Annotated in this window: 19 protein-coding genes; 10 read left to right on the top strand and 9 right to left on the bottom strand. The window is 68.4% G+C overall.

The annotated features are described in order from the left end of the window. Positions 1 to 317: 317 nt before the first annotated feature. Positions 318 to 1,709 (top strand): sigma-54 dependent transcriptional regulator, encoded by a 1,392-nt coding sequence (locus LGM42_RS02945; RefSeq protein WP_060311058.1) that lies wholly within the window; start codon positions 318 to 320, stop codon positions 1,707 to 1,709. 40 nt (positions 1,710 to 1,749) lie between these two features. Here LGM42_RS02945 and LGM42_RS02940 read toward each other — a convergent pair whose 3' ends face one another. The 6 genes from LGM42_RS02940 to LGM42_RS02915 all read right to left on the bottom strand — a co-directional run bounded on the left by LGM42_RS02940 (position 1,750) and on the right by LGM42_RS02915 (position 8,663). After that, positions 1,750 to 4,203, bottom strand: coding sequence for a glycoside hydrolase family 2 protein (locus LGM42_RS02940; protein ID WP_226231522.1), 2,454 nt, complete (start codon positions 4,201 to 4,203; stop codon positions 1,750 to 1,752). A gap of 29 nt (positions 4,204 to 4,232) precedes the next feature. Then, positions 4,233 to 5,288 carry a DUF1839 family protein gene (locus LGM42_RS02935; RefSeq protein WP_226231521.1) on the bottom strand — a complete coding sequence of 352 codons (1,056 nt, stop codon included), beginning with the start codon at positions 5,286 to 5,288 and terminating at the stop codon, positions 4,233 to 4,235. After that, on the bottom strand, positions 5,285 to 6,259 hold the full coding sequence (locus LGM42_RS02930) for an amino acid--[acyl-carrier-protein] ligase (RefSeq protein WP_226231520.1): 975 nt from the start codon (positions 6,257 to 6,259) through the stop codon (positions 5,285 to 5,287). Before LGM42_RS02930 ends, LGM42_RS02935 begins: the two co-directional genes overlap by 4 nt. Then, positions 6,256 to 7,452: an acyl-CoA dehydrogenase family protein gene (locus LGM42_RS02925; protein WP_226231519.1), complete on the bottom strand. Its 1,197-nt coding sequence runs from the start codon at positions 7,450 to 7,452 to the stop codon at positions 6,256 to 6,258. The genes LGM42_RS02930 and LGM42_RS02925 overlap by 4 nt, the downstream gene beginning before the upstream one ends. Then, positions 7,449 to 7,700 carry an acyl carrier protein gene (locus LGM42_RS02920; protein WP_006490451.1) on the bottom strand — a complete coding sequence of 84 codons (252 nt, stop codon included), beginning with the start codon at positions 7,698 to 7,700 and terminating at the stop codon, positions 7,449 to 7,451. The genes LGM42_RS02925 and LGM42_RS02920 overlap by 4 nt, the downstream gene beginning before the upstream one ends. A gap of 180 nt (positions 7,701 to 7,880) precedes the next feature. Next, positions 7,881 to 8,663: a Crp/Fnr family transcriptional regulator gene (locus tag LGM42_RS02915; protein ID WP_179231773.1), complete on the bottom strand. Its 783-nt coding sequence runs from the start codon at positions 8,661 to 8,663 to the stop codon at positions 7,881 to 7,883. A gap of 917 nt (positions 8,664 to 9,580) precedes the next feature. Between LGM42_RS02915 and LGM42_RS02910 the strand changes: the two genes are divergently transcribed. The 4 genes from LGM42_RS02910 (at position 9,581) to polX (ending at position 14,464) form a co-directional block, all read left to right on the top strand. After that, positions 9,581 to 10,363, top strand: coding sequence for a Crp/Fnr family transcriptional regulator (locus LGM42_RS02910; protein WP_060311054.1), 783 nt, complete (start codon positions 9,581 to 9,583; stop codon positions 10,361 to 10,363). 11 nt (positions 10,364 to 10,374) lie between these two features. Further along, positions 10,375 to 11,781 carry an undecaprenyl-phosphate glucose phosphotransferase gene (locus LGM42_RS02905; RefSeq protein WP_060311716.1) on the top strand — a complete coding sequence of 469 codons (1,407 nt, stop codon included), beginning with the start codon at positions 10,375 to 10,377 and terminating at the stop codon, positions 11,779 to 11,781. 384 nt (positions 11,782 to 12,165) lie between these two features. Beyond that, entirely contained in the window at positions 12,166 to 12,558 is a 393-nt protein-coding gene (locus LGM42_RS33150) for a TraR/DksA family transcriptional regulator (protein ID WP_059574623.1), read from the top strand. A 148-nt stretch (positions 12,559 to 12,706) separates the two neighbouring features. Next, positions 12,707 to 14,464 (top strand): DNA polymerase/3'-5' exonuclease PolX, encoded by a 1,758-nt coding sequence (polX, locus tag LGM42_RS02895; RefSeq protein ID WP_226231517.1) that lies wholly within the window; start codon positions 12,707 to 12,709, stop codon positions 14,462 to 14,464. Positions 14,465 to 14,509: 45 nt separating this feature from the next. On the opposite strand, the gene ald is transcribed toward polX, so the two are convergent. After that, positions 14,510 to 15,625: an alanine dehydrogenase gene (gene ald / locus LGM42_RS02890; RefSeq protein ID WP_226231516.1), complete on the bottom strand. Its 1,116-nt coding sequence runs from the start codon at positions 15,623 to 15,625 to the stop codon at positions 14,510 to 14,512. Positions 15,626 to 15,911: 286 nt separating this feature from the next. Between ald and LGM42_RS02885 the strand changes: the two genes are divergently transcribed. After that, the gene (locus LGM42_RS02885) at positions 15,912 to 16,328 is read left to right on the top strand and encodes a DUF3995 domain-containing protein (RefSeq protein ID WP_226231515.1); all 417 of its coding nucleotides are present in this window, start codon (positions 15,912 to 15,914) and stop codon (positions 16,326 to 16,328) included. A 19-nt stretch (positions 16,329 to 16,347) separates the two neighbouring features. On the opposite strand, the gene LGM42_RS02880 is transcribed toward LGM42_RS02885, so the two are convergent. Continuing rightward, positions 16,348 to 16,530 carry an RNA 2'-phosphotransferase gene (locus LGM42_RS02880; RefSeq protein WP_226231514.1) on the bottom strand — a complete coding sequence of 61 codons (183 nt, stop codon included), beginning with the start codon at positions 16,528 to 16,530 and terminating at the stop codon, positions 16,348 to 16,350. A 461-nt stretch (positions 16,531 to 16,991) separates the two neighbouring features. Here LGM42_RS02880 and LGM42_RS02875 point away from each other — a divergent pair, with 461 nt between their 5' ends. The 4 genes from LGM42_RS02875 (at position 16,992) to LGM42_RS02860 (ending at position 22,847) form a co-directional block, all read left to right on the top strand. Next, positions 16,992 to 17,732: a gluconate 2-dehydrogenase subunit 3 family protein gene (locus LGM42_RS02875; protein ID WP_059574615.1), complete on the top strand. Its 741-nt coding sequence runs from the start codon at positions 16,992 to 16,994 to the stop codon at positions 17,730 to 17,732. Next, entirely contained in the window at positions 17,732 to 19,510 is a 1,779-nt protein-coding gene (locus LGM42_RS02870; protein ID WP_060311048.1) for a GMC family oxidoreductase, read from the top strand. Before LGM42_RS02875 ends, LGM42_RS02870 begins: the two co-directional genes overlap by 1 nt. Next, positions 19,507 to 20,919, top strand: a complete 1,413-nt coding sequence (locus LGM42_RS02865; RefSeq protein ID WP_226231513.1) for a c-type cytochrome — start codon at positions 19,507 to 19,509, stop codon at positions 20,917 to 20,919. Before LGM42_RS02870 ends, LGM42_RS02865 begins: the two co-directional genes overlap by 4 nt. A 212-nt stretch (positions 20,920 to 21,131) precedes the next feature. Further along, positions 21,132 to 22,847, top strand: a complete 1,716-nt coding sequence (locus tag LGM42_RS02860) for a cation:proton antiporter (protein ID WP_059574609.1) — start codon at positions 21,132 to 21,134, stop codon at positions 22,845 to 22,847. 27 nt (positions 22,848 to 22,874) lie between these two features. On the opposite strand, the gene LGM42_RS02855 is transcribed toward LGM42_RS02860, so the two are convergent. Continuing rightward, a complete protein-coding gene (locus LGM42_RS02855; protein ID WP_226231512.1) occupies positions 22,875 to 24,737 on the bottom strand; it encodes a peptidoglycan D,D-transpeptidase FtsI family protein in 1,863 nt (620 codons plus the stop codon). Between the last annotated feature and the right edge of the window lie 198 nt (positions 24,738 to 24,935).

The following is a 24,935-nucleotide window of genomic DNA, read 5'->3' as shown; positions in this document are numbered from 1 at the left end:
CCGTCCGGTTCCGCGGCGGGCGCGACTGTCGCGTACGACGCGCCGTACATGCGGACGGGGTCTCCGTTTGCCGACGTGCCCCGCCTGACGGCGGGTCGCTTCAAAGCCGGAATGTCATGGCTCCCGAAGCCGCGCATTCCGTTCGAGTTCGATGACAACGAGGCCGGATGACATTCGGCTCGACCTCCGGGGGTGTTCGCCGTGTGCAGTTTCGATCTTCGCCAACGCTGCGCAAACGCAGCGCGGAAAGGCGGCCATGCGCCGCCGGTCGCAGCGCACGCGAACGGTTCGCGGAGTGCGGAAAGTGACGGTTCGTTATGAATATGCCAATAACGCGCGATAAGAGCGCCGGCGTGGGGAGCGGTAACGGGCAGCGTCCGCTGATTTACTGGACGCAGTCGCCGTCCGTGATGCTGCGAAAGGAATTGTCGCGCCGCGACTGGAAAGTGACGGTGGTCGCGCATGCGAGCGAACTGCGCGACACGTCGGGCGAAATTACCTGCGGCATTCTCGACCTGAGCGGCGGCCACGCCGATGCGATCGGCAGCATCGCGTCGACCTGCGCGTCGATGCGCGACGTCGTCTGGGTGGCGCTCGTGGACGTCGGCCAGACCGCGTCGCCGAACGTGCGCGCGCTGTTGCGCGACTACTGCTTCGACTATGTCACGTTGCCGGCGTCGCACCAGCGGATCGCCGATACGGTCGGCCATGCGTACGGCATGGAATGCCTGTTCGCGCGCGATCGCGAACAGCTCGAATCGGAGGAAAAGGGTATCGTCGGCACCTGCAGCGCGATGCTGCGGCTGTTCGACACGGTGCGGCGTTTCGCGCGCACCGACGCACCGGTGTTCGTGTTCGGCGAAACCGGCACCGGCAAGGAACTCACGGCCGTCGCGATCCATCGTCATTCGGAGCGGCGCAACGGCCCGTTCGTCGCGGTCAACTGCGGTGCGATTCCGCCGCATTTGCTGCAATCGGAGCTGTTCGGCTATGAGCGCGGCGCGTTTACCGGCGCGAACGCGCGCAAGATCGGCTACGTCGAAGCCGCGAACGGCGGCACGCTGCTGCTCGACGAAATCGGCGATCTGCCGCACGAGAGCCAGGCAAGCCTGCTGCGGTTTCTGCAGGAGCGCTCGATTCATCGTCTCGGCGGCAGCGATCCGGTGCCGGTCGATGTGAGGATCGTGTCGGCGACGCACGTCGATCTGCGCGATGCGATGGAGGAAGGGCGTTTTCGCGCCGACCTGTTCCACCGGCTGTGCGTGATGCGCATCGACCAGCCGCCGCTGCGCGCGCGCGGCAAGGACATCGAGCTGCTCGCGCATCACATGCTCGAGCGTTTTCGCGGCGATGCGCGCCATCGCGTGCGCGGGTTCTCGACGGATGCGATCACGGCGCTCTACAAGCACGACTGGCCGGGCAATGTCCGCGAACTGATCAACCGCGTGCGCCGTGCGGTCGTGATGACGGAGGGGCGCCTGATCACCGCGCAGGACCTCGAGCTCGAATACTGCCTCGATGCGGCGTCGCCGTCGGTCGCCGATATCCGCAAGTCGATCGAGCGCGAGGCGATCGAAACCGCGTTGCTGCGGACGCGCGGGCGCGTCGCGGCTTCCGCGCGCGAGCTCGGCGTGTCGCGCGCGACGCTGTATCGCTGGATGGAGGCGTACGGGATCGAGCGACCGCGCGGGACGGGCTCGTCCGACTGATACGGGAAGCATGACGCTCGCGGCGGCCGCGAGCGTCGCATCATCCGGCCGGCGTGGCCCGCACGGCGCGCGCGGCGTTGACGGCCCGGATTTCCACCGCAGGCGGTGCGTTATCGTCGGCCGCCGCAGGCTTCCCGTCGATTCTCGACGGAATGAGCGCGATGCGCGCCGGCGTGCCGGGCGCGAGATGGAACCAGTCGTCGCTCGGCATGAAGCCGGGCGCGTCGATCTGCACGTGGCGGGCGACGTGTCGCGTGTCGATGTCGACGTGCCAGGTCCCGCCGGTGCGCGACACGCACGCCTCGATCCCGGGTTCGCGCCGCGCCAGCACGGCCGGATGCGTGCGGGACGGGAAATGGAACGCCTGCGACAGCGGCGTGCCGTCGTCGGCGCGCAGCGTGGCGACCACCGTATCGTGTTCGCACGGGCCGAAGCGGTACGCGTAGGTCCAATCGAAGAAGCGGCCGAGCAGTTCGGCCGAGCCGAGCCGCACCGTGTCGTGCGCGGCGATCCGCACCGCGCAGCCGGCCCGGGCGACCGGCGTGCGGCCGTCGCGCAGCGCGACCAGCTCGATCGCGGCCGACAGCGGCGCCGGGCGCTCGTTGACCACATGCACGTCGAGCCCGTTCAGCCCTTCGTCGACGAGCAGCACCTGGACCGGCTGCAGCACCTGGCGCAGCGCATACCATGCCGATTTCGGCCGGTGCGCGGCGTCGATCACGCCCCATCCGGCGCCCGGCATCACGTCCTGGAATTGCCACACGAGCGCGCCGGCGCACCGCGAACCGATGCGTCGCCATTCGGAAAACGTCTCGCGCATCACGTCCGCGATCACCGCGCGCGACAGCTCGACATAGCGCGCAGGATCCTCGCGCCGCAGCCGGTCGGGCGCGACGTCGTACAGCGTCTGCAGATAGTGGTCGCGGATATCGTCGAAATCCCACGACGTGCCGGGGTCGCGCGGCACGGCCGCCTTCCAGCGCGGTTCGTGCACGCCGGGCCAGCCGAGTTCGGCGAGCGTCGCATCGCATGGCAGGTTCGCGAATGCGAGGCATTCGCTCGCGAAGCGCACGTCCGCGCGGCGCGCGTCGTCGAGCGGGCGCAGGTACGCGCCGACGCCGTAGTAGTGCGACACGCGTTCGCGCGGCGTGAACGGCAGCACGCCGCCGTCGGGCGAATCGGGCACGTACGGGACGTCGGGGCGGTGCGCGGCCGCGTGAGCGGCCAGCCGGTCGGCCGTCAGCTCGAGAAAGCGCTGCTTCGGCCCGAGCCCCGACATCGCGGCCTGTTGCGCGATCTCGCTGCCGCCGCACAGCACCGCAAGCGACGGCGAAGCGCCGTGACGCGAGAGGAACTGGCTCGCTTCGCGGTCGACGTTGGCCGCGAACGCGGGGTCGTCGAGCGCGTAATCGAAGTTCGCGAAGCCGAAGTCCTGCCAGACCAGCAGCCCGAGCCGGTCGCACCATGCGTGGAAGGCGTCGGCCTCGTAGGCCATCGTGCCGCCTACCCGGATCATGTTGAAGCCGGCGTCGCGCGCGAGCCCGAGCAGGCGGCCGTAGGTCGCGTCGTCCGCGTGCAGCGCGAGCGGCGCGGCGCTGCTCCAGCATGCGCCGCGCGCGAATACGGGCACGCCGTTGACGCGCAGCCCGAAACCCTTGCCGTCCGCGCCGGAATCGACGTCGATCGTGCGGAAACCCGTCGAGCCGAGCGGCCGGCGCGCATCGCCGATATGCAGCGCGATCTCGTAGAGCGCCGGCTCGCCGTGCGTATGCGGCCACCAGCGACGCACGTTCGGTACCGGAACGCTTGCGCGCAGTTGAGCGGCGCCGGCACGTTCGAGCGTCGCGTGATGGTCGCCGCACGACAGCCGCGCCGCGAACGTGTCGGGCAGCGCCACGGCGAACGTGAGTTCCGCGTCGAGCCAGCCCGTGTCGCCCTCGACGCGTGCCTGCAGTGTGCAATCGGCCAGAACGGGCCCGTCGGCCGGATCGAGCACGTCGACGGGCCGCCACGGGCCGGTGGGCACATACGGCGGGAACCAGCCCGGCATGTGCCCGAACAGCGACGTGCGGATCGTGCGCAGCGCGGCCGGCTCGGCGAGCCGCGTGCGCCAGCGCGCACGGCGCGGCGCGCGCGCGTCGCGCAGGTGCGGCGCGAGGGCGCGGAAACAGACGGTCAGCCGGTGCGTGCCGTCGAGCGACACGGGCACGTCGTGCGCGACGAACATGCTGTCCGAGCTGTGGATCGGCGTGTCGTCGAGCCACGCCTGTGCAAGCGTCGCGAGGCCGTGAAAGCGCAGGATGCGCGGCCCGCGCCCGCGCAGCGCGAGCCGGTACCAGTGGTCGCGCTCGTCGAGCGACGCGGCTTCGTCGAGCCGGCCGGCCAGCGCGAGCGCCTGCGCGACCGTGCCCGGCACCGGCGCCGCGATCCAGCCGCCTGGGTCAGCCGGGAGGTCGCGCGGGTGCTGCACGGCGCCCGCGGGCGTCGCCAGCATCGACCACGCGGGCAGGGGGCGCGCGCGCGTCACCGCATCGCCGACACGGGCTCCGTGTCGCAGCGCACCGGCGTCACGTGCCGCAGCGGCGCGCCGATCTGCCGCGCGCACGCGACGAGGTCGCCATACGCGGCCTCGATCGCGTCGAGCGTCGAATCGCCGCGCTCTTCCTTGCCGCGTGCGCACGCGCGCGCGAGCCGGAATTCGAGCACCATCGCTTCCGACGCGATGCGATCGCACGCGGCGCGGATTTCGGCGAACGGCCCGGTGCAGCCGCTTGCCTGCAGCCAGCGCGCATAGTGGCCGAACAGTTCGAAATTCGCGCCGAGCTGCCGCACCGAATTGAACGAGTACGCATGGAAGCGTTCGAGCGGCGCTTCCGCGAGAATCGGTGCGTCGGTCTGCAACTGCCGGCGAAATGCCGCGACCGGATCGACGACCGGCAGGCGCCGCAGGTGGCGCTGCAGCGCGGCGAGGGAGGCATCGCAGAGCGCGCGCTCGTCGAGCGGCGCAAAGCGTCGCTTCGCGCATTCGACGTACGGCGGCAGCGCCATCGGCGAACTGCCGCCGACGAGCCCGCTGTAATCGACATCCTCGGCGACGTAATAGCCGCTGTTGTGGAAATAGCCGATCTGGTGCTTCCCGCGGTCGATCGCGTCGATGCCGATCGTCGTCTTCGTGTGCTGCGCGCGGTAACTGCTGCCGCGCGTATCGGGCAGGAACCACGCATCGACCTCGACGATCATCAGGTGGCCGCGCGCGACCTGCGTCTCGATGTGCTGGTCGAGCGGCTCGTAGATCGAATGTTCCTGCACGACGATCCCGTAGAGTCGCTCCAGCTCGTCGTGCGGAAACTTGAAGAAGGTGAACTGGTCGCCCTCGAAATCGAGCGCGATCGTAAACGGCAGCGCCGCGTACGGATTGAGACCCCACCACCGGAGCACCTCGAGCCACATGTCGACGTAGCAGTTGGTCTGTTTCCAGACCATCTCCTGACTATGCAGCGGATGCGGCCGGTAGTGGCGCGCGCGATGGCGCACGCTCTCGAACGACGCGTCTTCGCCGTCGCGGGAAACGAACCTCATCGCGTACCCCACAGCACGTCGCGCACGTCGCGCGGCCACGCGTCGATATCGAAGCCGTGGTGGTGGAACAGCGCGAGCGTGAGCCGCTCGAGGCCGAAACCGACGCAGCCCGTGTGCGCGACGTCGCCCGTCGCGGTACGGATGTCCCACAGCAGCCCGAAATGGTCCATGTGGTAGTTGAAGCTCAGGCACGCGGTCTGGCGGTCGTCGTGCTCGATCGGGATCAGCAGCTCGAACTTCAGGTTCTGCTCGCGCTGGCTGTCCGCGACGATCTTGCCGCCGCGCCCGAAGAACGGGTCGTTCGCGAGATCGATCGCATTCGGCAGGCGCAGCGCTTCGATCATCCGCGTGCCGCGTTCGATCCACGTCTCGCGGAACGAGACGATCTGCTCGGGCGTGCCGATCCGCACGTACTCGCGCATCCGGAACAACTGCATGCGGGTCGGGTCGAGCGACGGTTCGTGACGGAAGCAGTACGAGAACACGTCGACGATGCGGCCGTCCGGGTGCAGCGCGCCCGCGCGCGCGACGACGGGATACACGGGGTAGCACGCGGCCGGCGTCATCACGACGTAGGTCGGCTTCTGGTTCTCGGTCCAGTCGTCGCCGCGATCGAGGCATTGCAGCACGCGCTGGTGCTGGCGCTCGTCGCCGCAGAACGCATGCACGCTGCCCGCCAGTTGCGGGAAGCTCTTCATGTATTCGCTGCGCTCGAACTCGGTGCGGCTCATCGCCGGCGGGAAGCGCAGCACTTCGGCCTGCTGGTCGGCGCCGATGCGCGTGACGAACGCGTCGAGCGCTTCGACGACGCGCTCGAATCGCTCGCTGCGGCCGAACAGGCCCTGGATGCCGGTCGAGACCAGCAGGCCCGCGTCGATCAGCGCGTCGCGCAGCGGGTTGACGCCCGCACGGTCGAGCGGCGCGTCGGCGGGAACGGAGGCGGCGGAGGGCACGGCGAGGCGATCGTTCACGTATGTTTCTCCAGCGTCGCGGGACGCAGCGCGAGCAACAGGCTCGCAGTGTTGGCGGCAATGCGGTCGTTGCTGATCATCAGCGGCGCCGCGTGCAGGTCGCGAATGTGGCGGCCGATGCTGAACGGCGTGCCCTGCTTGTAGCCGGCCATCCCGCAGATCATCATCGCCTGCTGCGCGACTTCGAGCGCGGTCGCCGACACGTAGGTCTTCAGCGTATTGATCTCGGCGGCCCAGGCCATGCCGGCCGACCACGAGCGGGCCCGCGCGTTCGCGTGGAGGCGCAGCACGTTGTCGACGCGGGCCTGCATCGCCTGCATCAGCGCCAGCGATTCGGCGATGCGCCGCGCGGCGGGCGACGGCGCGCCGTCGGTCTGGCGCGCCTGCGCGCGGAAGAACTGGTGCGCGCGATGGAACGCGTCGCCGGCCACGCCGATCCACACCGCGGCCCACAGGATGTGCGAGACGGGCACCATCGTTTCCTCGGCGATCTTCGCGAACGGCACCGGCAGGCATTGCACGGCGGCGCCCTGCGCGTCGAGCACGAAGCCGTTGCTGCACGTGCCGCGCATGCCGAGCGTGTCCCATTCGCCGCGGCGCGTGAGCGTATAGCCGTCGCGCAGCAGCGTGACGAGCACCTGCTCGGAAGCCGGCGCATCCGCATCGCGTCGCGCGGTGGCGAGAATGCCGTCCGCGTAGTCGCCGTACGAGATCGTCGGCGCGGCCTTGTGCAGCCGGAATCCGCCGCCGTCGATTTCGAGCGCGCACTGGCTCGCGCGCAGGTTGCCGCCGACGCCGTCTTCCGACGTGGCCGACGCCAGCAGCCACTGGTGACGCACGAGCTGCTGCAGGAACAGCTTGTGCCAGCCCTGGTCGGCGGCGTGGTTGACGATGCACGCGACCTGGATCTGGTGCATCGCGAACACCATCGCCGACGACGCGCAGGCCTGGCCGAGGATCGAGCAGGCCGACGCGATGTCTTCCAGCGACGCGCCCGCGCCGCCGAGATGGGTCGGCACCATCGCGCCGAGCAGGCGGCGCGCGCGCATCGCCTCGATCGCCTCGACGGGGCAGCGCGCGTCGCGATCGACCGCATCGGCATGCTGGGCGGCGATTTGCGCGACGGCATGCGCGGCCTCGTCGAGGCGATGCGATTCGCTGTCGGGCGCGAGTTCGGGAAGCAGCGCGCTCATGCGGAGTGCTCGGTGCGTTGCAGCGTGGCGATCGTGTCCGCGAGCGCGTCGATGCTGCGGAACAGGTTGCGGTTCAGCATCTCGTCGGGAATCTCGATGTTGAACTGCTTTTCGATCGCGAGCATCAACTGGATCGTATCGAGAGAGGAGAGGCCCGCTTCGTAGAGGTCGTCCCCGTCGCCGATCGAATCGATCGCGGCTTCGAGATGGGCGACGTGCTTCAGGATGGTTCTGATTTCGTTTTTCACGTGCTGCTCCGGCGTGCGTGGTGTCGTCCGCTCGGGCGAACGCGCGATATGCGCTGACATCCCCCCGGCAGTCCGGCATCAGTAGACCACTGGCAGACACGGCGTTCTGTTCGCCACCCTACAAACAGCTGAACCGGTACGCGTGCGGCGCCGAAGCGCCGTCCCGGTCCGGCACGCCGGTCACGCGCGCGATGCTGCCGGCACGCCCGAGTCGGCCGACAGGATGCGCTTCATCTCGTCGCGCACGATCGCGCGGCAGCCGCACGACATTTTTTCGAGGCCGCCGAGGTCGGCGAGCTCGATCGAGCTGCGGTATTGCCGGATCAGGCCGAGCTTCTGGATTTCGCCGGCGGCGTCCGTGACCGTTTCGCGCCGCACGCCGAGCATTTGCGCGAGCATGCTGTGCGTCACCTGGATCTCGATACTGCGGGTGCGGTCGAACGCGAGCAGAAACCATCTGCATAACTGATGTTTGAGCACGTGATGACGGCTGCAGAACGTGATCTGCGAGACCTGCGCCATCAGCAGCCGCACGCAGACGAACACGAGATGGCGGATCACCGGCGACGCATCGAACGCGGCCGCGAAGACGCGCCGGTCGAGCCGGTAGACGAACCCGTCGCGGCACGCGAGCGCACGACACGGCATCTGGCCGCTGCCGCCGATCACGTCGTCGCAGACCACGCTTTCGCTGCCGATCTCCGCGACTTCCAGCGTCATGCCGCCAGACGACACGTACTGCAGCGAGATCGCGGTCGTGACCGGCAGGTAGACAGCGGCGAGCATTTCGCCGGGTTCGCAGAGCACCTGCCCGGATTTCAGGTGAACGAGTTGAAGGTGGGGCGTCAGCGTGGCGAGTTCGTCGCGGTCGATGGCCGCGAGAAAACGGTTGGCATCGAAGCTGTGGGAAAGCTCGATCATGCCGTTCGCATACGCGACGGCGTCGGGAGCCTGATGAGTCACGGCGCATCCTCGCAGAATGACGGTCGCGCGTCGTCCGCGCGAACTCCGGAACGGAAATTTCGCACGACCGTGCGGACTTTTGTTGATCAAAAACCGAATGACGATACTCGCAAAAAAGGCTAGCACGCAATTGAATTCACATAATTGCGCATCCTGCCATTTCACAAAGTTTGACGGTTGAGATTGGCCGCAAACGTTATGTCGATTTAATGATTCGTTTCCCTGAAATTAATCATCCGGAAATGGAATCGTGTGCTTTCTTGTCATTCAATGCCGACAGGGAATCAATCGAACGACGTTGCGCATCGTACCGCGAAGTGCCGGAAAGTCATTGAACATTGTTTGACAAAAAAATGGGGATCGCCTGATTTTTCAATTGGATCAATGGTTTGTAAGCGATATGTGCGCTAACCGACAGAGGTCTGAATTAGTGTGCCGATTCAAATTTGAGACAGTTTGAAACGAACGTGTGCGGCGCGCCGACGTTGGGGAATGCTGCGCTGCACATCATGGAAACAATTGAAAATCGGCCGTAAGTATTTGAACGGTAAGCATCGTGGTCCCACGCGACCATGCCGGCCCGATGCGTGGGGATTGATCGATCGAATGCCTGCTGTGTCCGTTGCGCGGGCGAGTGTCCGGAAATGAGACGTTTTTTTGCTTTTGGGGCCGGTTATTCGCGGGCTCTAAATCGAATGTGATTCATATATTAAGGATGGACGGGTATTGGCACGTAAATCGCTTATTCGGGCTGGCGTGTCGAAACGTGGCAGTGGACTCAATCCGGCGATGACAAGCCGATGGTCAGTCGGATTCGGGGTTGTGGGCCGCAACCGCATCAATGTCCGGACGCGCATCGCGATAACGAGTTCCGTGCACGCGGCTGCAGGCGGCGCGGACGATAAAGGGATACAGACATGCTTCATCTTCACTCGAGCTACTCGGCGAACGCCATCCTTGCTGCCCTCCCGGAGGACAGCATCCGCACCATCGCACCGCATCTCGAACTGGTCAGGATCAAGGCCGGGATGCTCGACCGGGTCGGCGAACCGATGCGTCATCTGCACTTTCCGACGACGGCGATGATGTCGGTGCAGCACCTGATGGAGGACGGTGCGATGGTCGAGGTGGCGGTGGTCGGCCGCGAGGGGGTGGTCGGGCTGGGGACGCTGGTGGGCGGCATCGCGGCGTCGAGCCGGGTCGAGGTGCGCATCGGCGGAATGGCCTATCGCGTGCCGAGTTGCGTGATGCGCTCCGAGTTCGAGCGGTCGCCGCAGACCTACCGGCTGCTGCTGAACACCTGCCAGGCGACGATGGCGCAAATCTCGCGCAGCGCGCTGTGCAACCGCCACCACTCGGTCAGCGAGCAGCTCAGCCGCTGGCTGCTGCTCGCGCATGACCGGATCGACGGCGACGAGCTGACCGTCACGCAGCAGACGATCGCGAACATGCTCGGCGTGCGGCGCGAGGGTGTGACGGAGGCGGCCGGCAACCTGCAGGAAGCCGGGCTGATCCGGCAGCGCCGCGGCCGCATCACGGTGCTCGACCGCGACGGCCTCGAACATCACGCGTGCGAATGCTACGACCTGATTCGCGCGGACTATCGCCGGCTGCTCGGCACGCGCGGGAATGCGAGGCCGGCGACGGTCCACCCGCGCATGCTGGAGAGCCGTCGCGGATTCCCGGCACACGGTGCGTGACGATGCAGCCGATGTCCGGTGGAACGAATGCGATGCGGCGTGCCGCGATCGCGGCGGCCGACGTCGTGCTCGTGCTGGCGGGGGCGCTCGCCGCACAGGCGGCGTCGGGCCTCGGCTGGCATGCGCTGTCCGACGCGCAGCGCGGCGCGATCGCGCTGCTGTGCGTGCTGACGGTGGCACTGCTGCCGCGCTACCTGCGCACCGTGCGCGGCGGCGTGGCGGTGCAGGGCGGCGCGCACGTGCTGACGCACACGCTGGTGGCGGTGATGTGCGCGAGCGTGCTGACGGTGGCCGGCACGGTATGGATGATGAATCGCGGCGGCACGGTCACGACGCGCTGGATCGTGCAAACGGTGCTGGCTGGCGACGCGACGCTGCTGCTCGGGCGCGCGGCGCTGCTGGCGCTCGCGCTGACGCGCGGCGACCCGCGCGCACGGCAACGCCGCGTCGCCGTCGTCGGCGCAACGGCCTACGGGCGCGTGGCGATCGAGCGGATGCAGCTTGCGCCGAACGGCCCGTTCGTGGCCGCGTGCGTATTCGACGACGATGCGGCGGCCGCCGCGAGCGGCATCGGCGGCGTGCCGGTGATCGACGACTGGAACGCGTTGCGCGACCGGATTCGCGGCGGTCACATCGACGAGGTCTGGCTCACGCTGCCGATGTCGCACGAGTGGCGGATCCAGCGCATCGTGCGCGAACTGCGCGACGAGTTCGTCGAGTTGCGGCTGTTGCCCGACGTGCGGCAGATGGCGGTCGTCGATCGCTCCGCGACCGACGTGCTGGGCATGCCGGCGATCAATCTCGCGACCACGCCGCGCTCCGCGCCGGAGCTGTGGGCGAAGTTCGCATTCGACCGGCTGTTCGCGTTCGCCGTGCTGATTCCATTGCTGCCGCTGCTGACGATGCTCGCGATCGCGGTCAAGCTGTCTTCGCCCGGGCCCGTGCTGTTCAGGCAGCGCCGCAAGGGCGTCGACGGCCGTGAGTTCGACATCCTGAAGTTCCGGACGATGCGCGTGCATCGCGCGCAGCCGGGCGTCCTGCGGCAGGCGTCGCGCAACGATGCGCGCATCACGCGCGTCGGCGCGTTCCTGCGGCGCACCTCGCTCGACGAGCTGCCGCAGTTCTTCAACGTGTTGTTCGGGCAGATGTCGGTGGTCGGCCCGCGTCCGCATGCGATCGAACACGACGACTTCTATCGCCAACTGGTCGACTGCTACATGTACCGCTACCGTGTGCGGCCCGGCATCACCGGATGGGCCCAGGTGAACGGCTATCGCGGCGAGACGCGCAAGGTCGAGGCGATGGCGGCGCGCGTGAAGTTCGATCTGTTCTACATGCAGAACTGGAGCTTCTGGTTCGACATCAAGATCATCCTGCTGACGGTGGTGCGCGGCTTCATCGGGCGCAACGCATTCTGAGGAAAACGAATGATCGAGTCGGCGCCGCGCGAGCGATCGTACCGACGGCCTGATGCCGGTTCGCGGGCACGGGAAGACGCGATGCGGCGGCGCGGAAAATTGCTGCACCGCGGTTGCGCCGACGGGCCGCGCGGCGCGCGCCGCACGTCGGGATTGCGCGTCCGTCCCCGGTTTCCTCACCGCTGACGCTGCGTGACCGGCACGCTGATTCGGGTCAACACACGCGTGTTCAATGGGTTTATCCTGCGTCGAATGCGTCCGGCGTTCTGCACGTCCGGCCGCGTATCCGGATGCGGCGGCGCAGGTCATGCCTGCGCGCCGCGTACCGGCGCGATACCGCGCGCCTTACTTTTTCGCGCGGAACCCGGAACAGGAGAGACGGCCATGTCGCTCGACCAACAACAACGGCAGACGCTGAAACAGCGGCTGAACGAGAGCGAGCAGGCGCTGCGTGCGGAGATCCGCGCGAGCGAGGACCAGCGCGCGCTGGAATCCTATGCGGACCTTGCCGGCGCGGCGCCGGACGAGGGCGACGAGGCGAACGCCGATCTGTTCGTCGACGTCGATCACGCGTTGATCGGCATGAAGCTGACCGAGCTGCGCGCGATCGGCCGCGCGCAGCGGCGGATGCGCGACGGCAGTTACGGCGAATGCATCGACTGCGACGGCTCGGTCGGCTACGAGCGCCTGCTGGCGCGCCCGACCGCCGAACGCTGCACGCATTGCCAGTCGCTCTACGAGCGCCGTTACGCGACGACGCCGCGCGCGTCGCTCTGACGTCGCGGTTTCCACCGCGCTGCACGCGCCGGGCGGCCGGCGCAGGATGACCAACGGGCGCCCGGTGCCGTCGACACGCGGCGCCGGGCGGGCAGACGCCGTCGCGCCGGCGCGCGGCGCCATCCACGTGGAAGGGGGCACGCCGATCATGCCGATCCACAATGCCGAGTGCGCGGCCGTGTTCGCCGAAATCGGCGACATGCTCGAGATCCAGGGCGCCAACCCGTTTCGCGTGCGGGCATACCGCAACGCCGCCCGCACGATCGCCGACTACGGCCGCGATATCCCGACGATGATCGCGAACGGCGACGATCTCGGGAAGATTCCGTCGATCGGGGCCGATCTCGCGTCGAAGCTGCGCGAGATCGCCGCGACCGGCACCTGCGAACTGCAGCAAACCTTGCGTCATGCGTTGCCGGGCGCGATCGTCGCGCTGCTCGACGTGCCCGGGCTCGGCGCGAAACGCGTGAAGGCGCTGCACGACGCGCTGCACGTCGATTCGCTCGAGCAGTTGCGCGCCGAAGCGAAGAGCGGGCACGTGCGCGAACTGCCGGGCTTCGGTGCGAAAACCGAAGCCCATCTGATCGAGGCGATCGACGATCGCCTGCAGCGTGAGCCGCAACGCTTCCTGCTGCCCGACGCCGCGCATGCGCTGACGCCGTTGCTCGAACGCCTGCGTGCGGTGGCCGGTGTCGGCAAGGCCGTGCCGGCCGGCAGCTTTCGCCGCCGCCGCGAGACGGTCGGCGATCTCGACATCCTCGTCACCGCACGCGATGCTGCCGCGGTCGCCGACGCGTTCGTCGGCTACGGCGACGTGGCGCGCGTGCTCGCACACGGCAAGACCCGGTCGAGCGCGATGCTCGCCAACGGGTTGCAGGTCGACCTGCGCGTCGTCGATGCCGATGCGTTCGGCGCGGCGCTCGTCTACTTCACCGGATCGAAGGCGCACAACATCGCGCTGCGCCGGCTCGCGCAGGCCGGCGGCCTGAAGATCAACGAATACGGCGTGTTTCGCGGCGACGAGCGGATTGCCGGCGCGACGGAGGCATCGGTCTACGCGGCCATCGGGCTGCACGAGGTGCCGCCCGAGTTGCGCGAGGATCGCGGCGAGGTCGATGCGTGCCGTGCCGGCACGCTGCCGGCGCTGGTGGAGCGCAAGCATCTGCATGGCGACCTGCACGCGCATACCGACGTGTCGGCCGGCCGCGACGGCCTGCGCGCGATGGCCGCGGCCGCGCGTGCGCGCGGGCTCGCGTATCTGGCCGTCACCGATCGCGTCCCGCCTGGCGACGGCGCTCGCGGCGGCTTCGAGTGGCTCGCGCGGCAGCTCGACGACATCGATCGCGTCAACGCGACGTTCGACGATTTCGTGTTGCTCAAGGGCGTGGAAGCGGGCATTCGCGAGGATGGCAGCCTGGACGTGCCCGACGCGATGCTCGGCCGGCTCGATCTCGTCGTCGGCGCGGTGCGCGACGGTTTCGACCTGCCGCGCGGCGTGCAGACCGATCGCATGCTGCGCGCGATGGACCATCCGTATTTCACGATTCTCGCGCATCCGACCGGTCGCATGCTCGGCGAGCGCGACGCCTGCGAACTCGATGTGCCGCGCGTGCTCGCGCAGGCTGCCGCGCGCGGCTGTTTCGTCGAACTCGATGCTCAGCCGCGGCGCCTGGACCTGCCGGACGTCTGGTGCCGCGAGGCCGCGAAGGCCGGCGTGCCGGTCGCGATCGGTTCGGATGCATGCAGCGCGGACGAACTCGACAACCTCGCGTTCGGCGTCGACCAGGCGCGGCGCGGCTGGCTGACGCGGCACGACGTGCTGAACACGCGCACGCTCGCGCAACTGCGGCCGCTGCTGGCGCGCACGATGGGCGGCGGCAAGCGGAGCCGGTCGAAGGGCGCGTGAACGCCACGCGGCCGGCCGCGTTGCGTTCGGTTCATGCCGGCACGGTCATGCCAGCACGCCGGCGGCCGGGACGTACGGCAGCCCGAGCGCCTGCGCGACGGCTTCGTACGTGATGTGGCCGTCGCACACGTTCAGGCCCGCGCGCAGGTGCGGATCGTCGAGCATCGCCTGTTTCCAGCCCTTGTCGGCGAGCGCGAGCGCATGGCCGAGCGTCGCATTGTTCAGCGCAAAGGTGGACGTGCGCGCGACCGCGCCGGGCATGTTCGCGACGCAGTAGTGGACCACGCCGTCGACGACGAAGGTCGGCGCCGCGTGCGTGGTCGCATGCGAGGTCTCGAAGCATCCGCCCTGATCGATCGCGACGTCGACGACGACCGCCCCCTTGCGCATCGTCGCGATCATGTCGCGCGTGACGAGCCGCGGCGCCGACGCCCCCGGCACGAGCACGGCGCCGATCACGACGTCGGCATCGCGCACGGCTTCGTCGACCGTATGCGCATTCGAGCAGACGGTCGCGATCCGGTTGGCGAACACGAGATCGAGCTGGCGCAACCGGTTCACGTTGTTGTCGAGCACGGTGACGCGCGCGCCGAGGCCCACCGCCATCTGCAGCGCGCCGGTGCCCACGACGCCCGCGCCGAGCACGACGACGTGCGCGGCCGGCACGCCCGGCACGCCGGCCATCAGCAGGCCGCGGCCGCCGCGCGGGCTTTCGAGGTGGGTCGCCGCGACCTGGATCGACATGCGGCCGGCGACTTCGCTCATCGGCGCGAGCAGCGGCAGGCCGCCGCCGGGGCCCGTCACGGTTTCGTACGCGATGCACACCGCGCCGGATTTCACGAGCGCGGCGGCCTGATCGGGATCGGGCGCGAGATGCAGGTACGTGTAGAGAATCTGGCCGCGCCGCAGCATCGCGCATTCGGCGAGCTGCGGCTCCTTCACCTTGATGATCATGTCGGCCCGCTCGAAGATCTCGTCGGCGCCGTCGCTGAGCGATGCGCCGGCGGCCGTGTAGTCGTCGTCGAGCAGGCCGATCGCCGTGCCCGCGCCGCGCTGCACGAGCACGCGATGGCCGTGCCGCGTGAGTTCGCGCGCGCCGGCCGGCGTGAGGCCGACGCGGTATTCGTGGTTCTTGATCTCTTTCGGCACACCGACCAGCATGAGTCGCCTCCATGGCCTTCGTTATCGTCGTCGTGCGGGCGCGCAGCCGGTTGCGCGGCGGCGTGCCGACCGCAGTACTGGAATAACAGCGTAGTAGCGCGCGGAGGGAAGTCAAGCGTGCGGCATGCGCGCAATGCATGCGCACTGCGACGCAGCATGCGCGGCCGCCGATTGCGACCGGACGTCGCAATGCGCGCGTGATCGGGTTTCGGTATCGTCATGCGTGTCGCGGGCCGAACGTTTTTCGGCAAGACGACGAGACAACGACACGAGGACATCGATCGACATGACCGGGGCGTATTTCAGCGTGCCGACGCTTTGCGCCCTCGCGCTCGTGCACGTCTACTGGGCGTTCGGCGGGCGGCTGGGCAAGCGTGCGGCCATTCCGGAGCAGGACGGCGTACCGCTGTTGCGGCCGACCGCCGTCGGCACGCTTGCCGTCGCGGCCGCCCTGCTGGGCGGCGCGTGCGTGGTCGCCGTGCGTGCCGGCTGGCTCGGGTGCAACGCGTATCCATGCACGATCGCGTTCGCGACCGTTGCGCTCGCATTGATCTTCGCGGTGCGGGCCGTCGGCGATTTCCGCTACGTCGGCTTCTCCAAGCGGATCCGCGGGTCGCGTTTCGCGCGGATGGACACGCTGTATTACTCGCCGCTGTGCGCGGCGCTGGCGCTGTCGATCGCGTCGATGTTCTGGCCGTGGTGAATGGCGACTGGCGCACGGCTCACTCGGCGCGCGTATCGATCAACTCGAGATATTCGGCCGGCACGGCATCGGTCAGCCAGACACCGTTTTCGGCGACGAAGAACGCATGGCCCTGCCCGTGCATGCGCCGCGCATCGACTTCGAGGATCACGGGCACGCCGTAGCGCGCGCCGACGGCCAGCGCCGTCCGCCGTCTTCCCATCCTTGCACATTCCGGCTTCTCAATTTCCCATTATTGCTGATTTCGATGCACTGAATTGCATCGATCCCTCTAGTAATGGAACCGGTTCCATATATAATTCGCCGCACTCGTCGCCGGACCCGAAAGAGGGTCGTGCACGTTGCGCTTGCCGTGGGCACACGTGAGGTCTAAGTTGAACAAGGGTCATGGGCGATGACGGAGAGATGCAGGCTGATGCCGGTATTTGTCCGACGATAGGGCCCGCGAAGAGGTCGATCCGCACAGCGCCGCCGGTACCGGAGCGGGGTGCGGCTGCAATGACGGCGCCACCGCGGAGCGCGGCCGGGCGCCTGCAATCGAGGTTGTGCGCAACACACGAAAGAACAGGGCGACCGGCCGCGTGCGGCACGGCTGCCTGCCGGGCACGTGGCATGCGGAATGCGCGCGTCCGAACCCCGATCCCCAACGATCAACATCCGACCATGTCCACGCCACCTGACAAACCCAATTCGCGTCGCCGTTTCCTGCGCACGTCGGTCGCGCTCGTGCCGATCGCGTCGGTCGCCGGCTGCGACCTGCGCTCGTCGTCGCCGTCCGCGACGACGGCTGGCAATGCATCCGCCGCGTCGGCCGGCGCCGAGCGCGCGCCGTACAAGCCGACCTTTTTCGATGCGAAGGAATGGGCGTTCGTCCAGGCCGCCGTCGACCGGCTGATTCCGGCCGACGCCGAAGGCCCCGGCGCGCTCGAAGCCGGCGTGCCCGAATTCATCGATCGCCAGATGGAGACACCGTATGCGCACGGCGCGACGTGGTACATGCAGGGGCCGTTCCAGCAGGGCGTGCCCGAGCTCGGCTACCAGTTGAAGCTGGTGCCGCGCGACATCTACCGGCTCGGCATCGCGGCCGTCAACCGCTATTGCGAAAAGGCGCACGGCAAGGCGTTCGCGGATCTCGACGCACCGACGCGCGACACGGTGCTCGGCGCGCTGGAGAAGGGCGGCGCGCAGATCGACGACGTGCCGCCCGGCGTGTTTCTCGGCCAGTTGCTGCAGAACACGCGCGAGGGCTACTTCTGCGATCCGGTGCATGGCGGCAATCGCGACATGGCCGCGTGGAAGATGATCGGTTTCCCGGGCGCGCGCGCGGACTTCATGGATTTCGTCAACCAGAGCGGCAAGCCCTATCCGTACGGCCCCGTCTCGATCAACGGGGAGCGCAGCTGATGGCCGCAGACAAGAAGCCGCATGTCGACGCGGTGATCGTCGGGTTCGGCTGGACCGGCGCGATTCTCGCGAAGGAACTGACCGAAGCCGGTTTGAACGTCGTCGCGCTCGAGCGCGGCGAATATCGCGACACCTACCCGGACGGCGCGTACCCGAACACGATCGACGAGCTGACCTACAACATCCGCAAGAAGCTGTTTCTCGACCTGTCGAAGACGACCGTGTCGATTCGCCACGGGCTGCAGGACACCGCGCTGCCGTACCGGCAGCTCGCCGCGTTCCTGCCGGGCGAAGGCGTGGGCGGCGCGGGGCTGCACTGGTCGGGTGTGCACTTCCGGATCACGCCGGAAGAGCTGCGCCTGCGCAGCCACTACGAAGAGCGCTACGGCAAGAAGTTCATCCCCGAAGGGATGACGATCCAGGACACGGGCGTCACGTACGAGGAACTCGAGCCGCATTTCGATTTCGCCGAGAAGGTGTTCGGTACGTCGGGGCAGGCGTACAAGGTCGGCGGCAAGGTGGTCGGCGACGGCAACGTGTTCGAGGCCGACCGCAGCGACCACTTCCCGCTGCCCGCGCAGCTCAATACGTATTCGGCGCAGCGCTTCTTCGATGCGGCCCGCTCGCTCGGCCTGCATCCGTACCGGCTGCCGTCCGCGAACACGTCGGGCCCGTACACGAACCCGTACGGCGTGCAGATGGGCCCGTGCAACTTCTGCGGCTACTGCAGCGGCTACGCGTGCTACATGTATTCGAAGGCGTCGCCGAACCTGAACATCCTGCCGGCGCTGAAGCAGGCGCCGAACTTCGAGCTGCGCTCGAAGTGCCACGTGCTGCGCGTCGATCTCGACGACACGAAGAAGCGCGCGACCGGCGTGACCTACGTCGATCCGGCCGGGCGTGAAGTGCACCAGCCGGCCGATCTCGTGATCGTGGCCGCGTTCCAGTATCACAACGTGCACCTGCTGCTGCTGTCGGGCATCGGCAAGCCGTACGACCCGATCTCGGGCGAAGGTGTGGTCGGCCGCAATTTCGCGTACCAGAACCTGTCGACGATCAAGGCGTTCTTCGACAAGGACACCTACACGAATCCGTTCATCGGCGCGGGCGGCAACGGCGTCGCGGTGGACGATTTCAACGCGGACAACTTCGACCACGGCCCGCTCGGCTTCGTCGGCGGCTCGCCGCTGTGGGTGAACCAGGCCGGCGTGAAGCCGATCAGCGGCATCGCGACACCGCCCGGCACGCCGCAGTGGGGTTCGGCGTGGAAGAAGGCCGTCAAGGACAACTACGCGCACACGATCTCGATGGATGCGCATGGCACCAACATGTCGTACCGCGACGTGTATCTCGACCTCGATCCGACCTATCGCGATTCGTACGGCCAGCCGCTGTTGCGGATGACGTTCGACTGGAAGGACAACGACATCAGGATGGCGCAGTACGTGACCGGCCAGATGAAGAAGATCGCGGAGGCGATGGGGCCGAAGGCGATCGGCGTGTCGACGCGCGAGTTCGGCAAGCACTTCGACTCGCGCCAGTACCAGACCACCCATCTCGTCGGCGGCGCGATCATGGGCACCGACCCGAAGACGAGCGTGCTGAACCGCTACCTGCAGTGCTGGGACGTGCACAACGTGTTCGTGATGGGCGCGTCCGCGCTGCCGCAGGGCATCGGCTACAACCCGACCGGGATCATCGCGGCGCTGGCCTACTGGTCGGCACGTGCGATCCGCGAGCAGTACCTGAAAAATCCCGCTCCGCTGGTGACCGCATGAAGAGGACGATGAACCACAACGTCGCGCGCCGGATGTCGCGCGCGCTGGCGGCCGGTGCGGCCTGGGCCGCGTTCGGCTTCGCGGGCTCGGCGGCGCTTGCGCAACCGGCGGCCCCCGCGGCAGCCTCCGGCCCGGCGGCCGCACCGGCCGCCCAATCCGCCGACGCGGCCCTGATCAAGCGCGGCGAATACCTCGCCCGCGCCGGCGACTGCATCGCGTGCCACACCGCGAGCGGCGGCAAGCCGTTCGCGGGCGGCCTGAAGTTCGACACGCCGATCGGCGCGATCTACTCGACGAACATCACGCCGGATCCGAAGACGGGCCTCGGCGGCTGGACTTACGCGGACTTCACCCGCGCGGTGCGCGAAGGCGTGCGCAAGAACGGCGACACGATGTATCCGGCGATGCCGTTCCCGTCGTATTCGCGGCTGACCGACGACGACATGAAGGCGCTGTACGCATACTTCATGCACGGCGTCGCGCCGGTCGAGCACGAGAACCGCGCGGTCGACATCGTGTGGCCGCTGTCGATGCGCTGGCCGCTCGGCATCTGGCGCAAGATGTTCGCGCCGTCGCCGAAGCCGTTCGACGCGGCGTCGTACAGCGACCCGGCGGTCGCACGCGGCGCGTATCTCGTGCAGGGCCTCGGCCACTGCGGCGCGTGCCACACGCCGCGCGCGCCGACGATGCAGGAGCGCGGGCTGACCGACGCGGACGGCCTCGACTTCCTGGCCGGCGGCGCGGCGATCGACGGCTGGGTGCCGACGAGCCTGCGCGGCGAGCCGCGCACGGGCCTCGGCACGTGGAGCGAAACCGAGATCGTGCAGTTCCTGAAGACGGGCCGTACGCTGCGCACGGCCGCGTTCGGCGGGATGACGGACGTGGTCGGCCACAGCATGCAGCACATGACCGACGACGATCTGAACGCGATCGCGCGCTACCTGAAGACGTTGCCGCCGCGCGTGCAGGGCGAGCAGCCGCACGTGTACGACGCGGCCGCGGCGAAGGCGCTGCAGACGGGCGACGCGAGCAAGCCGGGCGCGGCCGTCTATCGCGACAACTGCATGGCCTGCCACCGCAGCGACGGCCACGGCTACACGCGCGTGTTCCCGGCGCTCGCCGGCAACCCGGTGGTGCAGGGCGACGATCCGACGTCGCTGATTCACGTCGTGCTGGAAGGCAGCGCGCTGCAGGGCACGCGTACCGCGCCGTCGACCTTCACGATGCCGCCGTTCGGCTGGCGCCTGTCGGACCAGGAAGTCGCGGACGTGTCGAACTTCGTGCGCACGAGCTGGGGCAACACGGGCGCGCCGGTGACGGCCGCGCAGGTCGCGAAGGTGCGCAAGAGCGTGCCGTCGACGCGGCCCGAGCCGCCGCCGGGCGCGCGGTTCCCGCAAGCGTCCCGCTGACGGCGCGGCGGCGGGGCGCCGGCCCCGCCTGTCACCCGGTCCGCGTCGATGCGTGACCGGGCCCGCGACGCCTCAGTCTTCGCCGGGGTCGCGCCCCGCCAACCCGCGCCGCCGCGTGAAATTTTCGCGGCCGCGCGCCCATTCTTCCGCCTCATCCCGTATCCTTTCACTCTTGAACCTTACTAAATCGTTACAAGAGCTTGGGAGGGGGGATGCCTCATGACGTCAGCCTGATTGCGTTGCTCGCGGCCGGTTTCGGCCTCGCGATGATTTTCGGCTACCTCGCGTCGCTGCTGAAAATGCCGCCGCTCGTCGGCTATCTGCTCGCCGGGATCGTGATCGGCCCCGGCACGCCCGGCTTCGTCGGCGACCTGTCGCTCGCGCAGCAACTCGCCGAAGTCGGCGTGATGCTGTTGATGTTCGGCGTCGGCCTGCATTTCTCGCTCGGCGATCTGCTCGCGGTGCGCAAGATCGCGCTGCCGGGCGCCATCGTGCAGATCACCGTCGCGACGCTGCTCGGCGGCGGGCTCGCGCTCACCTGGGGCTGGAGCCTCGGTGCGGCGCTCGTGTTCGGGCTGGCGCTGTCGGTCGCGAGCACCGTCGTGCTGCTGCGCGCGCTCGAGGGGCGCGGGCTCGTCGAGACGGTCAACGGGCGCATCGCGGTCGGCTGGCTGGTCGTCGAGGATCTCGTGATGGTGCTCGTGCTGGTGCTGCTGCCACCGGTGGCGGGGCTGCTCGGCGGCACGCCGCCCGGCGACGCGCAGGCGGCCGGCGGCAGCGTGTGGGGCACGCTCGGCGTCACGATGCTGAAGGTCGCCGCGTTCATCGCGCTGATGCTGGTGGTCGGCAAGCGCGTGTTCCCGCGCATTCTGTGGCTCGTCGCGCGCACGGGCTCGCGCGAGCTGTTCACGCTGTGCATGATCGCGGCCGCGGTCGGCATCGCGTTCGGCGCCGCGAAGCTGTTCGACGTGTCGTTCGCGCTCGGCGCCTTCTTCGCCGGGATGATGATGCGCGAATCGGAATTCAGCCGGCGCGCGGCCGACGAAACGCTGCCGCTGCGCGATGCGTTCTCGGTGCTGTTCTTCATCTCGGTCGGCATGCTGTTCGACCCGAAGGTGCTGCTCGACGAGCCGCTGCACGTGATCGAGGTCGCGGGCATCGTGCTGATCGGCAAGACGCTCGCGGCCGTCGCGCTCGTGATCGCGTTCCGCTATCCGCTGAATACCGCGCTGACGGTGGGGGCCGGCCTCGCGCAGATCGGCGAATTCTCGTTCATCCTCGCGGGGCTCGGCCGCGCGCTCGGGCTGCTGTCCGCCGAGGGGCAGAGCCTGATTCTCGCGGTCGCGCTGATCTCGATCGCGATGAACACGCTGCTGTTCGCGATGATCGATCCGGCGCTCGCATGGATCCGCAAGCATTCGGCGTTCGCACGCAAGCTCGAGGCGCGCGACGATCCGCTCGCCGCGCTGCCGATGTCGACGCCGCAGACGCACCTGACCGGGCAGGTCGTGATCGTCGGCTATGGCAAGGTCGGCACGCGGATCGCGCATGCGCTGGACGAGCGCTCGATTGCGTATGTCGTCGTCGAGCAGAATCGCGAGCTCGTCGAGAAACTGCGCGCGGACGGCATCGCGGCCGTGTCGGGCGACGCGATCGAGCCGATCGTGCTCGTGCAGGCGCATATCGCCCGCGCCGGGATGCTGGTCGTCACGCTGCCCGACGTATTCGACGTGCGGCAGATCGTCGAGATCTCGCGCACGCTCAACCCGACGCTCGAGGTCGTGCTCTGCACGAACAGCGGCGACGAGGCCGCGCTGCTGTCGAACGAGGGTATCGGCACCGTGTTCATGGGCGAGACCGAACTCGCGCGCGGGATGACCGAGCACGTGCTCGGCCGGATGGCGAAGCCGGTCGCGGCCGCGCATTGACGGCGCGCGGCGGCGCGCCTGGCTTCGTCAGCCCGCGGTGGCCACTTTCGCGGGCGCGGGGCGGGCGGATTGCGCGGCCGTCGTTGCCGGCGCCGCCGCTTTCGGCGCCGCGACCGTCTTCTGCGGCGCGCCGGCCTTCGCCGGCGCATTCTCTTCCGGTTCGACCGGTGCATCGGGCGGCACGCCGAGCAACTGCAGCGCGCCGCTCGTGACCGACGCGAACACCGGGCCGGCCACCGTGCCGCCGTAGTAGCCCTTGCCGCGCGGCTCGTCGATCATCACCGCGACGATCAGGCGCGGGTTGCTCATCGGCGCCATCCCCGCGAACAGCGCGCGGTACTTGCCCTTCGCGTAGCTCGCGCCGACCTGCTTGCGCGCGGTACCCGTCTTGCCGCCGATCCGGTAGCCGTCGACGCGCGCGCGGCGCCCCGTGCCGCCTTCACCCACCGCCATCTCGAGCATCGAGCGGATCGCGGCGGCCGTTTGCGGCGACGTCACGCGGTGGCCGCGGTGCGCGTCGATCGTCTGCTGGTCGGTGCCGTTCTTCAGCAGCGACACCGGATGCAGCGTGCCGTCGCCCGCATAGGCGGTGTAGGTCTGCGCGATCTGCAGCAGCGACATCGACAGCCCGTAGCCGTACGCCATCGTCGCCTGTTCGATCGGCCGCCAGCGCTTGTAGCCGCGCAGCCGGCCCGATGCGACGCCGGGGAACGTCAGTTCCGGCGCGCGGCCGATCCCGTATTCCTGGTATTTGTTCCAGATGGTTTCGGCGGGCAGGTTCAGCGCGAGTTTCGCGAGCGCGACGTTGCTCGACTTCTGCAGCGCCTGCGACACCGTCAGCGACCCGTGGTTCGACGTGTCGTGGATCACGGCCGGGCCGATCTTGTACGTGCCCGGCGACGTGTTGATGATCGTGTTCGGCGTGACCTTGCGCTCGTCGATCGACAGCGCGACGACGAGCGGCTTGATCGTCGAGCCCGGTTCGAACGTGTCCACCACCGCGCGGTTGCGCAATTGCTGGCCGGTGAGGCGGGCGCGATCGTTCGGGTCGAAGGTCGGATAGTTCGCGAGCGCGAGAATCTCGCCGTTCTGCGCGTCGAGTACGACGACGCTGCCGGCCACCGCGTTGTTTTCGATCACGGCCGCCTTGAGCTGACTGAAGGCGAGCTGCTGGATGCGACGATCGATCGTCAGTTCGATCGTCGCGCCGTGCTGCGCGGGCACGAGCGGGCGCGTGTCCGACACGATGCGGCCGAGCCGGTCGCGGATCACCTCGCGCTGGCCGGACGTACCTTGCAGGCGCGCATTCGCCGCCAGCTCGACGCCTTCCTGGCCCTTGTCCTCGACGTTCGTGAAGCCGACCACGTGCGCGGCCGATTCGCCTTCCGGGTAGAAACGTTTCGAATCGGCGATCTGCGTGATGCCGTCGATCGCGAGCTTGTCGAGCCGGCTCGCGGTATCCGCATCGACCTGCCGCTTGAGCAGCACGAACGTCTTGTCGTTGCCGAGACGCCGCTTCACCTCGACGAGCGGCATGTCGAGCAGCTTCGCGATCTGCGGATAATCGGTGTCGGCGACCTGTTTCGGGTTCGCCCAGATTTCATAGGTCGACAGGCTGACCGCGAGCATCGCGCCGTTGCGGTCGACGATGCGCCCGCGCATCGCGTCGAGCTCGATGGTGCGCTGGTAACGCTTCTGGCCCTGGCCGACGTAGAAATCCTGGTTCGCGACCTGCACCCAGAAAGCGCGGGCGATCAACGCGGCGAACGCGAGGAACACGACGACCACGATCAGCCGGGAGCGCCACATCGGCAGCCGCGACGCGAGCATCGGATTCTTGGTCGCCGCGGCGTACGGATCGGCGGGGTGGGTCTTTTTTTTCACGCTCATGCAAAGGCCGGGTCGGGCCGCCGGACGGCGGCGAGTCAGTCTGAATAATACGATTGTAATAAATGAGTAAACAACGTGTGGGGAAAGTATGTTCCGGCCCCGCAAAAAGGCGAATGGGAGTGATCCCGAGAATGGAGCGAAAGGGGGCAGGGCGGCGCCGTAACGGAATTCGGCGGCTGCGGCGGCGGGGGAAACACG

The organism is Burkholderia sp. AU39826 (assembly GCF_020419965.1).
GTDB lineage: Bacteria > Pseudomonadota > Gammaproteobacteria > Burkholderiales > Burkholderiaceae > Burkholderia > Burkholderia semiarida.
Note: the sequence above shows the minus strand (reverse complement) of the source record. Positions and strands in the feature narration are given on the sequence as shown.